Origin of the sequence: Amycolatopsis sp. NPDC102389, from assembly GCF_044765885.1 — a bacterium.
Lineage (GTDB): Bacteria > Actinomycetota > Actinomycetes > Mycobacteriales > Pseudonocardiaceae > Amycolatopsis.
This window is the reverse complement of the sequence record NZ_JBIWKX010000002.1, coordinates 337,390-355,034: the sequence shown is the minus strand read 5'-3', so window position 1 is coordinate 355,034 and position 17,645 is coordinate 337,390. Positions and strand designations below refer to the sequence as shown.

The 17,645-nt window shown below is 69.4% G+C and carries 17 protein-coding genes; 6 read left to right on the top strand and 11 right to left on the bottom strand.

Annotated features, from left to right (window positions below; genetic code table 11):
- Nucleotides 1–130: 130 nt before the first annotated feature.
- From groL to ACIRGA_RS03560, 3 genes are all read right to left on the bottom strand, one after another.
- Nucleotides 131–1,744 (bottom strand): chaperonin GroEL, encoded by a 1,614-nt coding sequence (groL, locus tag ACIRGA_RS03570; RefSeq protein ID WP_400936152.1) that lies wholly within the window; start codon nt 1,742–1,744, stop codon nt 131–133.
- Between the two features lie 100 nt (nt 1,745–1,844).
- Nucleotides 1,845–2,138 carry a co-chaperone GroES gene (gene groES / locus ACIRGA_RS03565; RefSeq protein WP_007031106.1) on the bottom strand — a complete coding sequence of 98 codons (294 nt, stop codon included), beginning with the start codon at nt 2,136–2,138 and terminating at the stop codon, nt 1,845–1,847.
- Nucleotides 2,139–2,344: 206 nt separating this feature from the next.
- Nucleotides 2,345–2,977 carry an HAD family hydrolase gene (locus tag ACIRGA_RS03560; protein WP_400936150.1) on the bottom strand — a complete coding sequence of 211 codons (633 nt, stop codon included), beginning with the start codon at nt 2,975–2,977 and terminating at the stop codon, nt 2,345–2,347.
- 141 nt (nt 2,978–3,118) lie between these two features.
- On the opposite strand from ACIRGA_RS03560, the gene ACIRGA_RS03555 reads away from it, so the two are divergent.
- On the top strand, nt 3,119–5,014 hold the full coding sequence (locus ACIRGA_RS03555; protein WP_400936148.1) for an N-acetylmuramoyl-L-alanine amidase: 1,896 nt from the start codon (nt 3,119–3,121) through the stop codon (nt 5,012–5,014).
- Between the two features lie 50 nt (nt 5,015–5,064).
- On the opposite strand, the gene ACIRGA_RS03550 is transcribed toward ACIRGA_RS03555, so the two are convergent.
- Together ACIRGA_RS03550 and xrtP are read right to left on the bottom strand one after the other, a co-directional pair.
- Nucleotides 5,065–6,453: a glycosyltransferase gene (locus ACIRGA_RS03550; RefSeq protein WP_400936146.1), complete on the bottom strand. Its 1,389-nt coding sequence runs from the start codon at nt 6,451–6,453 to the stop codon at nt 5,065–5,067.
- Nucleotides 6,453–6,956: an exosortase P gene (gene xrtP / locus ACIRGA_RS03545; protein ID WP_400936198.1), complete on the bottom strand. Its 504-nt coding sequence runs from the start codon at nt 6,954–6,956 to the stop codon at nt 6,453–6,455. Before xrtP ends, ACIRGA_RS03550 begins: the two co-directional genes overlap by 1 nt.
- 426 nt (nt 6,957–7,382) lie before the next feature.
- Between xrtP and ACIRGA_RS03540 the strand changes: the two genes are divergently transcribed.
- The 3 genes from ACIRGA_RS03540 to wecB all read left to right on the top strand — a co-directional run bounded on the left by ACIRGA_RS03540 (nt 7,383) and on the right by wecB (nt 9,616).
- Nucleotides 7,383–8,159 carry a choice-of-anchor P family protein gene (locus tag ACIRGA_RS03540; RefSeq protein WP_400936144.1) on the top strand — a complete coding sequence of 259 codons (777 nt, stop codon included), beginning with the start codon at nt 7,383–7,385 and terminating at the stop codon, nt 8,157–8,159.
- A gap of 21 nt (nt 8,160–8,180) precedes the next feature.
- Nucleotides 8,181–8,360 carry an LPXTG cell wall anchor domain-containing protein gene (locus tag ACIRGA_RS03535; RefSeq protein WP_007031099.1) on the top strand — a complete coding sequence of 60 codons (180 nt, stop codon included), beginning with the start codon at nt 8,181–8,183 and terminating at the stop codon, nt 8,358–8,360.
- Between the two features lie 104 nt (nt 8,361–8,464).
- Nucleotides 8,465–9,616, top strand: a complete 1,152-nt coding sequence (gene wecB / locus ACIRGA_RS03530) for a non-hydrolyzing UDP-N-acetylglucosamine 2-epimerase (RefSeq protein WP_400936196.1) — start codon at nt 8,465–8,467, stop codon at nt 9,614–9,616.
- Here the strand turns inward: wecB and tsaD are convergent.
- From tsaD to tsaB, 3 genes are read right to left on the bottom strand one after another with little or no spacing between them, the layout of a single operon-like run.
- Nucleotides 9,613–10,659: a tRNA (adenosine(37)-N6)-threonylcarbamoyltransferase complex transferase subunit TsaD gene (gene tsaD, locus ACIRGA_RS03525; RefSeq protein ID WP_400936142.1), complete on the bottom strand. Its 1,047-nt coding sequence runs from the start codon at nt 10,657–10,659 to the stop codon at nt 9,613–9,615. The two genes, wecB and tsaD, sit on opposite strands and share 4 nt — an antisense overlap.
- Entirely contained in the window at nt 10,659–11,138 is a 480-nt protein-coding gene (gene rimI / locus ACIRGA_RS03520) for a ribosomal protein S18-alanine N-acetyltransferase (protein ID WP_400936140.1), read from the bottom strand. The genes tsaD and rimI overlap by 1 nt, the downstream gene beginning before the upstream one ends.
- Entirely contained in the window at nt 11,135–11,788 is a 654-nt protein-coding gene (gene tsaB / locus ACIRGA_RS03515) for a tRNA (adenosine(37)-N6)-threonylcarbamoyltransferase complex dimerization subunit type 1 TsaB (RefSeq protein ID WP_400936138.1), read from the bottom strand. The genes rimI and tsaB overlap by 4 nt, the downstream gene beginning before the upstream one ends.
- A gap of 329 nt (nt 11,789–12,117) precedes the next feature.
- Here tsaB and ACIRGA_RS03510 point away from each other — a divergent pair, with 329 nt between their 5' ends.
- On the top strand, nt 12,118–13,539 hold the full coding sequence (locus ACIRGA_RS03510) for an acyl-CoA synthetase (protein ID WP_400936136.1): 1,422 nt from the start codon (nt 12,118–12,120) through the stop codon (nt 13,537–13,539).
- Complete coding sequence (locus tag ACIRGA_RS03505) at nt 13,536–14,864, top strand: carboxyl transferase domain-containing protein (RefSeq protein WP_400936134.1); 1,329 nt, start codon at nt 13,536–13,538, stop codon at nt 14,862–14,864. Before ACIRGA_RS03510 ends, ACIRGA_RS03505 begins: the two co-directional genes overlap by 4 nt.
- Before the next feature lie 79 nt (nt 14,865–14,943).
- Here the strand turns inward: ACIRGA_RS03505 and tsaE are convergent, their stop codons facing one another.
- The 3 genes from tsaE to alr are packed head-to-tail and all read right to left on the bottom strand — an operon-like array spanning nt 14,944 to nt 17,641.
- A complete protein-coding gene (tsaE, locus tag ACIRGA_RS03500; protein WP_400936132.1) occupies nt 14,944–15,408 on the bottom strand; it encodes a tRNA (adenosine(37)-N6)-threonylcarbamoyltransferase complex ATPase subunit type 1 TsaE in 465 nt (154 codons plus the stop codon).
- Entirely contained in the window at nt 15,408–16,505 is a 1,098-nt protein-coding gene (locus ACIRGA_RS03495; RefSeq protein ID WP_400936130.1) for an alpha/beta fold hydrolase, read from the bottom strand. Before ACIRGA_RS03495 ends, tsaE begins: the two co-directional genes overlap by 1 nt.
- Nucleotides 16,502–17,641: an alanine racemase gene (gene alr, locus ACIRGA_RS03490; protein WP_400936128.1), complete on the bottom strand. Its 1,140-nt coding sequence runs from the start codon at nt 17,639–17,641 to the stop codon at nt 16,502–16,504. The genes ACIRGA_RS03495 and alr overlap by 4 nt, the downstream gene beginning before the upstream one ends.
- Between the last annotated feature and the right edge of the window lie 4 nt (nt 17,642–17,645).

Here is a 17,645-nt window from a genome sequence, read left to right as displayed (position 1 = left end):
CAGGTCGGCGCGGTCCCCGGGCACCGGCGCCAGCTGGATCGCGTTTAGCCCGCGAAACGCAGGTCGGTGGCGGGCACAGCAAAGCGGGGCGGCACTCCGAGTGGAGTGCCACCCCGCTTCAGGGGTCGAACTAGTGCGCGTGGCCGTGACCGGCCGCGGCGGGCTCCTCCTCGACCGGCTTCTCGACGATGGAGCTTTCCGTCGTGAGCACGAGCCGGGCGATGGAAGCGGCGTTCGCCACCGCGGACCGGGTCACCTTGACCGGGTCGACGATGCCGGCGGCCAGCAGGTCGGTGAGCTCACCGGTGGCGGCGTTGAAGCCGTGCCCCCAGCTCTGCTCCTGGACCTTGTTCACGATGACCGCACCCTCGTGGCCCGCGTTGGTCGCGATCCAGAACAGCGGGGCGGACAGCGCGTCGCGGACGATGCGCACACCGGTCGCTTCGTCACCCTCGAGGCCGAGGCCACCGTCGAGCTCCTTGACCGCGTGCACGAGCGCCGAGCCACCACCGGGCAGGATGCCCTCTTCGACGGCCGCCTTGGTCGAAGCCACGGCGTCCTCGATGCGGTGCTTGCGCTCGTTCAGCTCGGTCTCGGTGGCCGCGCCGACCTTGATCACGGCGACACCGCCGCCGAGCTTCGCCAGCCGCTCCTGCAGCTTTTCGCGGTCCCAGTCGGAGTCGGTGTTCTCGATCTCCTTGCGGATCTGCGCGACGCGGCCCGCGATGTCGTCCTTGGTGCCGGCACCGTCGACGAGCGTGGTGTCGTCCTTGGTGACGACGATCCGGCGGGCGTTGCCCAGCTGGGCCAGCGTGGTCTCGGACAGCTTGTGCCCGATCTCGGCTGAGATGACCTCACCGCCGGTGACGACCGCGAGGTCGTCCAGGAACGCCTTGCGGCGGTCACCGAAGAACGGCGCCTTGACCGCGACGGCGGTGATCGTCTTGCGCAGCGAGTTCACCACGAGGGTCGACAGCGCTTCGCCGTCGACGTCCTCGGCGATGATCAGCAGCGGCTTCTTGGCCTCGACGACCTTCTCCAGCACCGGGAGCAGGTCGGCCAGCGCCGAGATCTTCTCGCGGACGAGCAGGATGTAGGCGTCCTCGAGGATCGCCTTCTGCTCCTCCGGGTTGGTCGCGAAGTGCGCCGACAGGAAACCCTTGTCGAACTGGACACCCTCGGTGATCACGAGCTCGGTCGCCAGCGTGGACGACTCTTCGATCGTGATGACGCCGTCTTCGCCGACCCGCTCGACGGCCTCGCCGAGCAGGGCGCCGATGGCCGCGTCACGCGAGGTGACGGTGCCGACCTGGGCGATGTTGTCGCGACCCTTGACCGGGGTCGCCTTCTCCTTGAGGACCGCGATGACCTTCTCCGCGGCGGCCTCGATGCCACGGCCGACGGCGGTCGGGTTGGCACCGGCGGCGACGTTGCGCAGGCCGACCTTCACCAGCGACTGCGCGAGCACGGTCGCGGTCGTGGTGCCGTCACCGGCGACGTCGTTGGTCTTGGTGGCGACGCTCTTGGCGAGCTGGGCGCCGAGGTTCTCGAACGGGTCGTCGAGCTCGATCTCACGAGCGACGGTGACGCCGTCGAGGGTGATGGTCGGGCCACCGAACTTCTTGTCGAGCACGACGTGGCGACCGCGCGGGCCGAGGGTGACCTTGACCGCGTCGGCGAGCTTGTTCACCCCGCGCTCGAGCGCGCGACGAGCGTCCTCGTCGAAACTGATCTGCTTGGGCATGGCCTGTTCCGCTTACCTTCCAGTTCTAAAGCTCGGAAAACACGAACGCCCCGGTCCCCGGCAATGCGGGGCCCGGGGCGTCATGCGCTGAGAGCGGACGTCAGTTGATGACGGCCAGCACGTCGCGAGCGGAAAGGATCAAGTAGTCCTCACCGTTGTACTTCACTTCGGTGCCGCCGTACTTGGAGTAGATGACGACGTCGCCGACGGAAACGTCGAGCGGGACGCGGTTGCCCTTGTCGTCGATGCGGCCCGGGCCCACGGCCAGAACCTTGCCCTCCTGGGGCTTCTCCTTGGCGGTGTCGGGGATGACGAGGCCGGAAGCGGTCGTCTCCTCGGCCTCACTCGTCTGGACAACGATCTTGTCCTCGAGCGGCTTGATGTTCACGCTCACCGGGTTGACCTCCACGGTCGTCGAAAGCGTTGGCAGGATGAGTTACGGCTCCTACCACCCCCGCCGTCGCGGGTGCCGGGGCGTGTTCGGGCCGTGCAATTAGCACTCTAGCCATGTGAGTGCCAGCTTCGCAAGGAGGGTCCGCTCACCTTGTCCGCGAGCCCCTGACCGGCCGTTTTGCCGCGCCCGGTACCACCGGAGCGCGTTTAGCCCGCGAAACGCAAGTCGGCGAGGTCGGTCACCAGGGCGTCGGGGTCGAGGGCCGAGAGGGCTCTCCGCTTCGCCGGCGTCTTCGCCAGAGCGATCGACGCGACGCCGGCGGCGCGAGCGGCCAGGATGTCCGCGGCCGAGTCGCCGACCATGACGCACTGCCGAGGCGACGCGCCGAGCGCCTTCACCGCGGCGTCGACGAGCGCCGGATGAGGCTTCAGCCGTGCCGAGTACGTCCGTGCGCTGATCCCGCGGATGTATTCGGCGAGCTCGTGCATCCCCAGGAAGGACCTGACCGCGTCGACGGAGTTGTTGCTGACGATCGTCACCGTGAACCCCTGCGCACGCCAGTCGCGGAGCACCTCCGTGACACCAGGGGCCGGAGAGACCAGCGCGACGGCCTCCCCTTCGAAACGGCTGAGCTGCCGCTCGACGACGCGCGCGGCGTTCGGACCGCACGAGGCCGCGTACCTGAGCACGTCGAACGGATCGGCCGAGGTGATCACCTCAGGCTCGACGAGGCGCTTGAGCCTGTCGGCCACCTCGACCGCCGGGAGCATGGCGAACACGTCGCACACCGGACCGTCGAAGTCGAGGAAGATGTGGTCCTTCTCCTGCAGCAGCTCCATCCCCTCACCTTGCCACCGACCTGCGTTTAGCCCCCTAATCGCGATCCGGAGGGACCTTACGGAACGGGCGCGTTTCTGGTTAGGTTCCGACCATTGGGGTCGGTCCTGTTCAGCAGACCTAGTCACTGGGGGTATACGCCCATGCCGCGTCCCTTCCGTCCCGTAACCCTCGAGCCGCTCCGCCGCCGGTCCAAACGGACCGCCGGGCTCGCGATCCTCAGCCTCGCCGCGGGCCTTCTCGCCGCCGTACCCGCTGAAGCCGCTCCGGCGGATCAACAGCGTCAGCGGGACTTCGCGGCCGCCGCGCAGGAGTTCGGCGTCCCCGAGAACGTCCTGCTCGGCGTCTCGTTCCTGGAGTCGCGCTGGGACTTCAACGCCGGTACGCCGAGCACGTCCGCCGGATACGGTCCGATGCACCTGACCGACCTGCGCGAAGCGGGCACAGGCACGCATCACGACGAAGGCGAGGAGGACCCGCGCGGAGACGACGCCCGTCAGGCGAAACTCCCGGTGACACCGGCGCCGAAACCGCCTCCGCCCGGCCTTCAGACCATCGACGAGGCGGCCGCGCTGATCGGCCAGGACGTCGCGACGCTGCGTACGGACACCACCCAGAACATCCGCGGTGGCGCCGCCCTGCTGGCGAAGTACCAGCGCGAAACCGGCGATTGGAACGCCGCCGTCGCTCGCTACAGCGGCGCGAAGGACGCGGCGGGAGCACAGTCCTTCGCCGACGAAGTCTTCGACACCATCTCCAAGGGCGTCAGCCGCAGGACCGACGACGGTCAGAACGTCACCCTCGCCGCGACGCCGGTGAGCCCGGCGCGCGTCCAGGCCGAAGACCCGAAGACGGAGTGCCCGAAGAAGGTCTCGTGCCTTTCGGTGCCGGCGCCGTACCAGGAGCTGCCGAACAACGACTACGGCAACCACGACAAGGCGGACCGGCCGAAGAGCCAAAAGGTCGAATACATCATCATCCACGACACCGAGGGCTACTGGGACACGGCGATGGACCTCGTCCGTGACCCGACCTACGTGAGCTGGCACTACACGATCCGCTCGTCCGACGGCCAGATCGCGCAGCACGTGCCGACCAAGGACGTCGCCTGGCACGCGGGCAACTGGTACGTCAACGCGAAGTCCGTCGGCATCGAGCACGAGGGCTTCGCCGCGAAGGGCACTTGGTACACGGAGGCGATGTACCGCACCTCCGCGAAGCTCGTCGGCTACCTCGCGCGGAAGTACGACATCCCGCTCGACCGCGCGCACATCCTCGGCCACGACAACGTTCCCGGCACGATCCCCTCGACCATCAAGGGCATGCACTGGGATCCGGGCCCGTACTGGGACTGGGCGCACTACTTCGACTTGATGGGCGCGCCGCTGTCCGGCTTCGGCCGCCCCGGCTCGCCGCTGGTGACCATCACGCCGGACTTCGCCACGAACCAGCCCGCGTTCACCGACTGCGAGGGCGCCGGAAAGCCTTGCCCGGCAAGGGGTTCCGGTTCGGTCGTGCTGCGCAGCGAGCCGAACGACTCGGCGCCGCTGCTCAAGGACATCGGCCTGCGCCCGGACGGTTCGGTGAGCACGATGGCCGTTTCGGACATCGGCAGCCGCGCGGAGACCGGCCAGCGGTACGTGGTCGCCGAGCGGCGGGCCGGCTGGACGGCGATCTGGTACCTCGGGCAGAAGGGCTGGTTCCGCGACCAGCGCACGACGAGCCCGGCGTTCGGCCTGGTCGTCACGCCGAAGCCCGGTCTGGCGACCGTGCCGGTGTTCGGCCGCGCGTATCCCGAGGCCGAGGCCTACCCGGCGAACGTGCCGGTGCAGCAGGTCGTCCCGCTGCCGTACACGTTCTCGGCCGGGCAGCGGTATTCGCTCGGCAACGTCCTCGGTTCCGAGTACTTCTCGGCGACGACGTTCGACCCGGCGAACCACGTGGTCGTCAAGGGCAGGACGAAGTACGTGCAGATCCAGTTCGGGCACCGCATCGCCTTCGTGAAGGCGGACGACGTCCGGATCCTGCCCGCCGCCTGAGGCCGTGGCGGATCGCGTTTAGCCCGCTAAACGCGATCCGCTCCCCCGGGTCAGGAGTCCAGCGCGACCTTGACCCCGGGGGCGTGCTCGGTGTTGCGCCGCGTCTTCGACCAGCCGTTGCGGCCGCGCACCAACCGGAACAGCGCCCGCCACGACGTGATGTAGAACGTGTAGATGTACAGCGCGTAGGCGAAACCCATCCCGATCCCGCGCAGGAGATTGCGGCTCTTCAAGCATTTGAACTGATAGATCGGGCCCCACACGATGAACGGCAGCAGCCCGAACGAGCCGTAGATCGCGAACAGGATCCACGCGCCGTCGTCGGCGAACCAGGTCCACACCTGCGCCGGATCCCCCGCGGTGCTGAAAAGCAGCAGGATGAACGGGATCGGGTACAGCAGCGAGCCGAGCAGCTGCATCCACGGCTGTGCGAGGTAGTACATCATCTCCGCCGCGCCCAGCGTGCTCACATGCGGCGAATCCCAGATCCGCCGGAGATACCGCGAACACTGCATCGTGCCCTGGCCCCAGCGGGTGCGCTGCACCAGGAACCGCCGCAGGCTGTACAGACCTTCCTGTTTCACATGGGAATCCGGCGTGTAGCCGGTCCGCCAGCCCGCGGTCAGCAGGTGCACGCCGAGTTCGAAATCCTCCAGCAGCGAACCGCGCCACGGCTGTTCGTCCGGCCCGGCGATCGAGTCCAAAGCGGACAGTCGCGTGAACTGACCGTTGCCGCCCATGGAGATCGTGCCGGTGAAGCCGCGCGAGGTCTGGATGGCCGCGATCGCCGTGCGGAACTCGAGATCCTGCATCTGGGCCAGCTTCAGCCCGAAGGCACGGGAAAACCAGTTCTTCCCCGGCGGGCGGGTGCCGGCGTTGCCCATCCAGACGTCGAGCTGCACGGCGCCGATCGTCTCGTCGCCGAAGAGATGATCCGCGGCGCACACCTCGAGGCAGTTCTCCGCCGGCCGCCCGTCCGCGTCGACGACCACGACGACCACGTCGTCGCGGCGCGCGTCCGGGCCCATCCAGTCGTTGAGCGCCTGATAGGCCGCGTTGAGCGCGTCCCCCTTGCCCGTCCTCGCTTCCGGACGGCGCCGGGGAACGAGGTGCAGGTACGGGTCGTAGCCGCCGTTGCGCCGCCAGATCGACCTGACCACGCGGGCCGTGCGGTCCTCGGAGTCGTCGTCGACGACCCAGACGTGCGCGTGCCGGAACGTCGAACGCAGGTACCGCACGGTTTCCCGGATGACGGTCTGTTCATCTCGGCACGGAACGAAGAAGTGCCAGGTGAAGTCGTCGGCGTCCCCGACGGGCGCGGGTTTGCGCCGCAGGTACGGCACGACGATCACGAACACGTACACGATGAACGCCACGCTCATGGTGAGCGCGAAGGCCTGCGTGATCGCGAGCAGGATCTTGACCGAGCCGCCGCCCATCAGGCGGCCCCGCGTTCGGCCCGGGGCTTGCGGGTGCTCAGCCACACGAACAGGACGAGGGCGACCGCGCCGCCGAGGACGCTGACCATCGAGCCGAGCAAGGTGTGACCCCAGTAATAACCTTCGTCGACACCCATCACGTTCACGAGCCCGACGATGGCCAAAACCCTCATCTGATTGACAAGAATGACGACGATCGCGGAAATGAGCAACGAAGTGAACAGCCTCTTCGCATTTCCCGGACGGAAATACAACATGACGGCGGTCACCAACAGCAGCGGCAGCAACATGAATGCCGACGAGCATTCCGGAGTCATTCTTAACCCGAGTGGAGTATCGCCCGACAACCCAAAGTAGACAGTCTCGCGTTCACCGGCGACGAAGACACCCGATGTGGTGATGACCCTCAGTATCAGGCCCGCGAGCTGCACTTCGAAAACCCGGTACAGGCGCTCGGCCAGCACCAGGCCGACCGCGACGGCGACCACCGCCACCACCGCCATACGCAGCGGAAACCGGTTGGAACTCGGCAAAGGAGCGCTCGCAACGGCCACGATGACCCTTTCAGGAATGACGCAGCAGACGACAGGTCCGCCAGTGCGGACAGAGATCTCGCCGACGAGAGTAAGTCAGCGAGAACCGGCCCTTTCGACCGGGGTCGGCATTTTCAACGTGATCATGGGCCCTTTCGGCACGATCGTGGAGAAACTGACTAGGCCGAAAGAGTGAAGCCTTCGGCGACCTGCGGTAAATGCCCGCAAGTCCACCTGATCCGGTGATCCTCGCAGTTTCTTGTTCAATTTAAGAAACACTCGGCGATAGACGATCCGCGAGCCGAGTCAGGCCAGCTGAGGATTCGTCCGCAACGGTTGTGCCCTCGTGCCGACCGCAGATGAGAGAAACCCCCACGAATCAATTCGGAGGACCAGTTGAAGAACACGCACCTCTTGCGACGAGGCGGAGTACTCGCCGCTGTGGTGGCGAGCGTGGCTCTCGCCGGTGCGGTGCCCGCCTCGGCGGCCCCCGGTGACGGCTCCGCGTATGGCGTCAAGGTCGATGTGAAGCTGCTCGGCCTCGACGCGGTGAAGGCCGGGCCGCTCGCCGAGGCGAAGACCTCCGGGCCGACCGCCAACAGCCTCGCGAAGGCCAACCTCACCGGCGTGCTCACCGCGGGCGCGATCAACACCGAAGCCAAACGCGACGACAACTCCGGTGCCGTGACGGCGAAGGCCAGCACCGCCGACGTCGGTTTGCCGCTGCTGAAGGGCGCCCTCGGCGACGTCGGCGTCAAGGTCGTCGAAGCCACCTGCACCGCGACCCAGAAGGGTGTGCAGGGCGCGACGAACCTGGTCGGCGCGAACCTCGGCAGCGCCGGCGCGGTCGACGCGACACCCGCCCCGAACACGCAGATCAAGGTCGGCCTCGGCACCGTCAACGTCGCGACGATCATCCTGAACGAGCAGATCAAGAACCCCGACGGCAGCCTCACGGTCAACGCCATCCACGTGAAGCTGCTCGGCGACGCCCTCACCCCGCTCGGTTCCGGCGACGTGATCGTCTCGTCGGCCACCTGTGGCCCGGCCGGTCTGCCCGTGCCGCTCGCTTCGGGCGCGGGGCTGTGGATCGGGCTCGGCCTGCTCGGTGCCGTCGCCATCCCGGTCGGTATCCGCGTCGTCCGCAACCGGCGTCCGGCGACCACCGCCTGACCAGGGTGAAGTGAGGTCGAAATGTACAAGTTGCCTGGCGCCGGAGTCGGCGTCGCCGGTGGCGGGGTGGGTGCCCTCGCCGCCACCGGGGCCGATGTCGGCTGGTGGCTGGCCGTCGGCGTGATCCTGCTGGTTCTCGGAACCATCGCGGTCATCGCCGGCTACCGCCGCACGAAACGGCTCGGCGAGATGGGGAGCTGACGCTTCCCCGGACGGAACGGCCGCCGGCGTGGGCCCCTCGCGCGCCGGCGGCCGCCACCCGCGTTTTGCGGGACACTCGAATCGTGGATGAGGAGCGCGAACGCGTGGATGTGATGTTGCTGGCCGGAACACGGCCGGAGGCGGTCAAGCTCGCGCCGCTGGCGCTGGCGCTCGCGGAACACCCGCACCTACGACCCTTCTTCGTCCACAGTGGACAGCATCAGGGCATGGTCGAACAGGCGCTGATCCCGTTCGGCCTGCCGGTCGACGCCTGGCTCGACACTCCGCCCAGGACCACCGGCACCCAGGCGGAACTGGTTTCCGGGCTGCTGCCCGCGCTCGACGAAGTGCTGCGCCGCGTCGCACCGGCCGCGGTCGTCGTCCAGGGCGACACGACGACGGGGCTGGCGGGCGCGCTCGCCGCGTTCTGGCAGGGCATCCCGGTCGTGCATCTGGAAGCGGGACTACGCACCCACGACCTCGCCGCGCCGTTCCCCGAAGAGGGGACGCGGCAGATGATCTCGCGCATCGCCGCGCTGCACCTCGCGCCGACACCGGGCGCCGCGGCCGCGCTGCGCACGGAAGGTGTTCCGCGCCAACGGATCGCCGTCACCGGCAACACCGTCGTCGACGCCGTGATCGCGATCGCCGAACGTGATCTCCCCGCGCGGGACACCGCGCTCGCGTTGCTGGAGATGGAAATCGCCGAGGCGGGTGAGCGTCTCGTCCTCGTGACGTCGCACCGGCGCGAGTCCTGGGGCGAGCCGCTGAGCCGCACCCTCGCGGCCATCGAACTGATCGTCGCGGAACACAGCGACGTGCAGGTGCTGTTCCCGGTGCATCCGAATCCGGCCGTGCGGGAGCAGGTGACGGCCGCGCTCGGCGGGACGCCACGGGTGACGATCACCGAGCCGCTCGAATATCCCGATCTCGTGCGCGCGTTACGGCTCGCCGAGCTCGTCCTGACCGATTCCGGTGGTATCCAAGAGGAAGCGCCGACCTTCGGCACGCCAGTGCTGGTGCTCCGCGACGTCACCGAACGGCGCGAAGCCATCGAGGCCGGCTGCGCCTGGCTCGTCGGGACGGACACCGGTCTCATCGCCGACACCGCGGCGAAGATCCTGCGTGGCGACCTTCATCCGACGCACACCGGAAACCCTTACGGTGACGGCAATGCCGCCGCATTCTCGGTGGCGGCGCTGGAGGAGCTGCTCAACCTGGCCCCGGCGCCGCGCACCACCGCCGAATCGCGTTAGATCGAGACGACCTGCACCGGCAGCGCCGGATTGGCGGAAAAGTCGAGCGAGGCCTGGGGGCGTCCCGCGGCGACCACGTGCGCGCCGAGCGCGGCGATCATCGCGCCGTTGTCCGTGCACAGCCGCGGTCGCGGTACACGCAAGGTGATCCCGGCCTCGGCGCAGCGCTCGGCGGCGAGCTCGGACAGCCGCGAATTCGCCGCCACACCACCGGAGATCACGAGCGTGTCCACGCCGTGTTCCTTGGCCGCACGGATCGCCTTCCTGGTGAGGACGTCGGCGACGGCCTCCTGGAACGACGCGGCGACGTCGTCGACGGGAATGTCCTCACCGCGGCGCTCGGCGCCTTCGACCCAGCGCGCGACCGCGGTTTTCAAGCCGGAGAAGGAGAAATCGAATTTGGCGTCACGCGGCCCGGTCATCCCGCGCGGGAACGCGATCGCCGCGCCGTCGCCGTTCTTGGCGGCCTTGTCGATGGGCGGGCCCCCCGGATACGGCAGGCCGAGGACGCGGGCGACCTTGTCGTAGGCCTCACCCGCGGCGTCGTCCACAGTGGACCCGAGTTCGGTGATCTCGGAAGCGATGTCGTCCACCAGCAGCAATTGCGTGTGCCCACCGGAGACGAGCAGGGCGAGGCAGCGCTCGGGCAACGGGCCGTGCTGGAGCGTGTCGACGGCGATGTGCCCGGCCAGATGGTTGACGCCGTAGAGCGGGATGTCGAGCGCGGCGGCGTACGCCTTGGCGGCGGCGACGCCGACCAGCAACGCGCCGGCGAGACCTGGCCCGGCGGTGACCGCGATGGCGTCCACATCGGACAGTGTCAGCCCGGCCTTCTCGAAGGCGCGTTCGACCGTCGGGACCATCGCCTCCAAGTGCGCGCGGCTGGCGACCTCGGGTACGACGCCGCCGAAGCGGGCGTGCTGGTCGACGCTGGAAGCGACCTCGTCGGCGAGGAGTTCGACCGTGTTGTCGTCGTGCAGGCGGACGAGGCCGACGCCGGTCTCGTCGCACGAACTCTCGATGCCCATGATGATGCGCGGCATCAGCCCGCCACCTCGTCTCGGACCTGGGCCCGCGGGCGGACCATCGTGTAGGCGTCGGCGCCGGAAGGCTGGTAGTAGCGCTTCCGGAGGCCGACGCGTTCGAAACCGTGCCGCTCGTAGAGCGTGATCGCCGCGTCGTTGTCGGTGCGGACCTCGAGGAAGACCGGCGCGCCGAGCTCGTCCGCGCGGCCGAGGAGCGCCTTCAGCAAGGTGGTGCCGATGCCCTGGCGCTGGTGGCCGGGGTCAACGCCGATCGTGTGGATGCTCGCCTCGTAGTCGCCGCGGCGGCCGACGACGGCGAGCCCGGCGTAACCGATGACCTCGTCGGTTTCATCCGGACGGGCGACCAGGTAGAAACCGCCGGCGTCGAGTTCCGCGTGGAAGGCATGGGCGGTCCACGGCGAATCGCCCGGGAAGAGGATCTTCTCTATCTCGACACAGCGGGGAATGTCCTTGCGGCGTAAGGGTTCCAGCCTCACGACGTGGTCACCTTCTTGCGTGCGGCCGGTCCGACGGCGTCCGGGCGGCGGAGGTAGAGCGGGGTGAGCGGCGCGGGCTCGTGGTCGAAGTCGGCCGCCTTGACCAGTCCGAGGGGTGACGGGAAGCGCGGCTCGATCGGCTGCACGCCCAGGGCGTCCGCGTACAGGAGGGCTCCGTCGCCAGCCGCGACCTTGATCGCGGTCTGGAGTTCGGCGGGCCGCTCGACGTGGGGGCCGTCGGTGCGGGAGCCGTCGGCGGCGTACGTGGCCCAGTAGACCTCGCGGCGCCTCGCGTCGGTGAGGACGAGGAAGGGCGCTTCGCCGGGCGCGACGTCGGCGGCGATCGCGTCGAGACTGCAGACCGGGTAGGCGGGGATGCCGAGGGCGTGGGCGAGCGACGCGGCGGTGGCCATGCCGGCGCGAAGACCGGTGAAGGGGCCGGGGCCGACGCCGCACACGATGGCGTCGAGGTCGCGAAGCGTCACGCCCGCGGCCTTGACGGCTTCGAGGGCGTGCGGCGTGATCAGCTCGCCGTGGGCGCGCGGGTCGACCGTGACGCGGTCGCCGCGTGACTCGAGGGTGTCGCCGTCCACGGCGACGAGGCCCGCGGTGACCGCCGGGGTCGAGGTGTCGATGGCCAGTACCAGCACGGTTACCCAGCCTACGACCAGCGCCCCGGAGCGCGTTTAGCGGGCTAAACGCGTTCCGGTGACGTGGCCGCTCCCCTGGCGCCGGAGCGCGTTTAGCCCGCTAAACGCGATCTGTGCGGGGGCCCGCCACCGGTCCCGGATCCTGCCGCCGGATCGCGATTAGGGGGCTAAAGTCGCTCCCGCTCTCCCGCCCGCAGATCGCGATTAGGGGGCTAAACGCAGGTCGGCCCACCGTGTGAAGCAGGTCGCAGGGGTGCGGGTGGGCAGCGCGGTACGGTCCTGCGAGGGCCAAGCGCCCCGGCCGACGGAGTCAAGCAGGAGGTCACACGGTGCCCGATCGGTTGTTCCCCACGCTGGCGAGCGGCTCTGGCAAGGAGGCCCTCCGCTTCGACGACACCTCCCTCACCTACGCCGACGTCGCGGCCGTCGCCGGCACCCTCGCCCGCGACCTGCCGAGCGGCCGCGTCGCCGTCTGGGCGACGCCCTCGGTACACACCAGCGTCGCCGTGATCGCCGCCCTGCTCGCGGGCGTCCCCGCCATCCCGCTCAACCCGAAGATCGGCGAGCGCGAACTCGCGCACATCCTCACCGACAGCGAGCCCGGCCTCGTTCTCGCGGAACCGGGCGCCGACCTGCCCACCGGCCTCGACGGCCTGCCTCGCCGCGACATCGTTCTCGAAGGCACGCAGGCCCATCTCCCCGCGGAACCGGACGCCGAAGCCCCGGCGCTGATCGTCTACACCTCGGGCACCACCGGCCCGCCCAAGGGCGTCGTACTCCCCCGCCGCGCGATCTCGACCACGCTCGACGCGCTCGAGGACGCCTGGGAGTGGACCGCCGAAGACGTCCTGGTCCACGGCCTCCCGCTGTTCCACGTGCACGGCCTGATCCTCGGCATCCTGGGGCCGCTCCGGCGCGGCGGCTCGGTCCGGCATCTCGGTCGCTTCTCCACCGAAGGCGTCGCACGCGAGCTCGCGACCGGCGCGACGATGATGTTCGGCGTCCCGACCATGTACCACCGCATCGCGGGCGAAGTCGGCGAAAACCCGTCGCTCGCCGAGGCGCTGAGCAGTGCACGGCTGCTCGTCTCCGGATCGGCCGCGCTGCCCGTCCACGACCATCAGCGCATCACCACGGCCACCGGCAGGCGCGTGATCGAGCGCTACGGGATGACCGAAACCCTCATGAACACCAGCATCCGCGCCGACGGCGAGCACGTTCCCGGAACTGTCGGTGTCCCCCTGCGCGGCGTCGATCTGCGCCTCGTCGACGAATTGGGCGAGCCCGTCGACGAGGTCGAGACCGTCGGCGAGATCCAGGTCCGCGGGCCGAACCTGTTCACCGAGTACCTCAACCGCCCCGACGCCACCGAAGCCGCCTTCGACGACGGCTGGTTCCGAACCGGCGACATGGCGACCCTCGACGCGGCCGGGTACGTGAAGATCGTCGGCCGGAAGGCGACGGACCTGATCAAGAGCGGCGGCTACAAGATCGGCGCGGGCGAGATCGAGAACGCGCTCATGGAGCATCCCGGCGTCGCCGAGGTCGCGGTCACCGGCGAGCCCGACGACGACCTCGGCGAGCGGATCGTGGCCTGGGTGGTGCCCGACGGCGAACGTCCGGCGGAGTCGGAGCTCGCCGACCACGTCTCCCGCCTGTTGTCGCCGCACAAACGGCCTCGGGTGATCCGCTATCTGGAAGCGTTGCCGCGCAACGACATGGGCAAGGTCATGAAGCGGGCACTCGGATGAGCAGGCCCTCCGCGCGGTCTGTCATCAAGGAGATCGCGACCGGTTTCGAGGATCTGGACGTTCCGCGTACCGCTGAGCCGGACGACGGGCCGATCGGCTGGCCGGGCTATCGCGCGGCACGGGAGGCCGCCGAGGAGCGGACCGGCGAGGGCGAGTCCGTGCTCTGCGGGACCGCCAGGATCGGCGACGTCGAGGCGGTGGTGATCGCTTTCGAGTTCGGCTTCCTCGGCGGTTCGATCGGTCAGCGGACCGGTGATCGCGTCGAGTCGGCGTTCGCGCGGGCCGTTGAGTCCGGGTTGCCGGTGGTGTCGCTGATCGCGACCGGCGGCAGCCGCATGCAGCACGGGATGCGGGCGCTTTCGCAGTTGCAGCGGATCGCGCGGGCGGCGGCCGGAGCCCGGTCGGTGCCGCAGATCTCCGTGCTGCGCGATCCGACCACGGGCGGCGGCTGGGCGACGCTCGGTGCGAGCGCCGACGTCGTCCTCGCACTGCCCGGGGCGCAGGTCGGCTTCGCCGGTTCCCGCGTTCGGCCTGCCGGCGCGTCTCCGGAGGCGTACACGGCCGAAGCGAAGCTCGCGTGGGGCCAGGTCGACCAGATCGTGACGCCTGCCGAACTTCCTTCGACGCTGGAACGGTGGCTGCGCTTACTGACTTCTCCGACGGCGGAGGCTGCCGAGCCGCCCGGCGCGCTCGGAGAGACGGACTTGCCCGACAGCGGTTGGGACGCGGTTCAAGCGGCACGCTCCGCTGAGCGACCAAGGGCTGCGGAGTACCTCGACGCGTACTTCGACTGGCGTGAGGAGGTCTCGGGCGACAGAAGCGGCGGAGTGGACTCCGGTGTCTTGTGCGGCTTCGGCTGGCAAAGCGGCCGAGCGATCGCGTACGCGGCACAGTGCGGAACGCCGACACTGCCCGCGGGCTTCCGGACAGCGGCGCGTCTGGTGCGGCTCGCGTCGAGGCTCGGGATCCCGGTCCTCACCCTCGTCGATACTCCAGGAGCGGCGAACGACGAGGCGGCCGAGCGGGCCGGGGCCGGTGCGGCGATCGCGGAGTTGTTCGAGGCGGTCGCGAGCGCCGCCGTGCCGATCACGACGCTGGTGATCGGGGAAGGCGGATCCGGGGGCGCACTCGCGTTCGCGGCGCCGGGGTCGACCTGGGTGACACCCGGCGCGTACTTCTCGGTGACCTCGCCCGAGGCCGCCGCGGCGATCCTCAAGCTGCCCGCCGACGAAGTCCCCGCTCTCGCGGACCGGCTGCGGCTACGCCCCCAAGACCTGGTCGACCTGGGAATCGCCCGGTCCGTGGTGGGCCCGAATCGCGATTAGGGGGCTAAACGCAGGTCGGCCCCCAGATCGCGTTTAGCCCGCGAAACGCAGGTCCCTCCGCACACGACGCAGATCGCGATTAGCCCGCTAAACGCAGGTCGGGCGTCCGGGACGTCCAGGTGCCGTGCGGCTCCAGGGTGACCAGGCGGACGTCGTCCTCACGGCGCTCCAGCCGCACGACGAGGTAGTCGTCCGACAGCCGCTCGGCGGTCCCCTCGCCCCATTCGACGACCAGGGCGGACCGCTCCAGTTCGGTGTCGAGGTCCAAGTCGTCCAGCTGCGAGAGATCCCCGCCGAGCCGGTACGCGTCGACGTGCACCAGAGCGACCCCAGAAGCCCCAGCCGGATGCACCCTGGCCAGCACGAACGTCGGCGAGCTGACCCGCCCGCCGACCCCGAGACCGTCCGCGATCCCGCGGGTCAGCGTCGTCTTGCCCGCCCCGAGCGGACCGGCGAGCAGCACCAGATCGCCCGCACGCAGCGAACGTCCGAGCTCACGCCCGAACTCCATCGTCGACTCGGGAGTCGGGAAAGCGAAATTCATCAGCGTTGCCACCACCAGGTTCGCCGGTCGGAAGTCTCACCATCGGTGCCCGTGCACCGTTGTACCAAGTCGATCAGGTGGCTGTTCACCAGTTCTGGTTGTTCCAGCTGCACCATGTGTCCCGCGCCGCGCACGCGCACCAGCTCCGCATCCGGCAGCTCCGCCGCGATCCGCTCCGCGTGCGCGACGGGAGTGAAGCGGTCGGAATCCCCGCCGACGACCAGCACGTGCGCGTGCTTCAACCCGGCGAGCGCGGCGTACCGGTTGTGGCTGCCGAGCGTGTCGACGAAGTTCACGAGCCCGCGCACCGGCGTCACTTCGAGCATTTCCAGCATGAAGTCGACGAGCCGCGGCGACACGTCCCGGCTGCCGAAAGCCAGCCTGCGCACGGCTTGCCGGGTCAGCTGCCCGCCTGCCGCGCGCACGAACTCGACGAGTCCCGGCTGCCAACCGGCCAGTCCGCCGACGCCGCGCGTGAGCGGGTTGTACTTCGAGAGCAGTGATCTCGGCAGGCCCCGAGCGCCGACTTCGCCCGCCGCGGTCGCGATGAACGCGACGCCGCAGACCCGGTCGTCGAACAGCTCGGGATACTCGGCGGCGAGTTCCATGATCACCATGCCGCCCATCGAGTGCCCCATGAGCACGATGGGCCCCTCCGGCACCACCGAGCGCAGGACCATGTCGAGGTCGCGCGCCAGCTGCTCGATGGTGCTCATCTCGGCGGTCGCGGCGCCGGATTGCCCGTGCCCGCGATGGTCGTAATAGACCTGACGCACCCGCGGCAGCTTCAGCGACGCGAGGTCTCGCCGCTGGAAATGCCAGCAGCGCTTCGACAACGCGAAACCGTGCACGCCGACGACGGTCAGCTCCGGTTCTCCCCCATCGGCCGGATCGATCTCCTCGACCGCGAGCGGCGTGCCGTCCTCCGCCGCCACCGTCGATGTCCGGTCCGGTTCCAAGTCCCCCAACGGCTCGTCCACGAACGGATCCTCACTTTGCCGCCGCTGCTGCGCGGCGACGGCGATCGCCGCGGCGGTGCCGGTGGCCACCGCCCCGACTCCGCCGACTATGGCCAGCAGTCTTCGTGAAGGTGTCACGAGCCTGCCTCCAGATACGTTCGGCGGATGCGCGGGCGGTACATCGAAGTCACGATCTCGTAGTCGATCGTCCCCAGCTTGTCGGCCCATTCCCGGGCCGTCGGCTCGCCGGAAGCGCCTGCGCCGAAGAGGATCACTTCGCTGCCGACGGCCGGTTCGTCGTCTCCGCAGTCGACGATGAGCTGGTCCATGCAGACGCGGCCGACGACCGGCCGTCGCTTCCCGGCGAGCAGGACGTCCATGCGGCCGGACAGCGACCGCGGCACGCCGTCGGCGTATCCGACGGGAACCAGGGCGAGGGTGGTGTCGCGCTCGGCCGTCCAGCTATGGCCGTACGAGACCGATTCGTCGGCAGGGATCCGCTTCGTGAGCACGACGGACGACTTGAAGGTCATCGCCGGGCGGAGATCGTCGTCGGTGGGCACCGGGTTCAGCCCGTAGATCGCGATCCCGGGGCGCACGAGGTCGAAGTGCAGGTCTGGCCTGGTGAGCACGGCGGCGGAGTTCGCGATATGCCGCATCGGGTTCAGGCCGGCCGCGCGGGCGATGTCGTAGGCCTCGTCGAACCGCTTCGCCTGCGCGTCGATGGAGGGGTGGCCGAGCTCGTCGGCGCACGCGAGGTGCGACCAGATGGCGACGACCTCGATGAGCGGCTTCGCGGCCGCCGCTGCCTTGACCAAGGCCGGCCATTCCGCAGGTGGGCAGCCGTTTCGGGACAGTCCGGTGTCGATCTTGAGGTGAACCCGGCAGATCGCGTTTAGCCCGCTAAAGTCGCGTGCCCGGCGCGCGCCGTCGGCCACGCGGGCCAGCTCGTCGAGGGAGCTCACGGCGACGTCGATGTCTTCGGCGACAGCGGGGGCGAAGTCGACTTCGGGGGTGTCGAGCCAGCTGAAGAGCCGGACGCCGATCCCGGCCCGGCGCAGCGCGAGCGCCTCACCGAGGGAGCAGGTGCCCAGCCAGGTGGCCCCGCCCTCGACGGCGGCACGGGCGACCTCGAGGGCTCCGTGCCCGTAGCCGTCGGCCTTGACCACGGCCATGGTCTGGGCCGAGGGAGCGCGGGATGCGAGCAGGGCGACGTTGTGCCGGATGGCGGACAGGTCGATGACGACCTCGGCACGCGGGAAACTGGCGGTCATAACG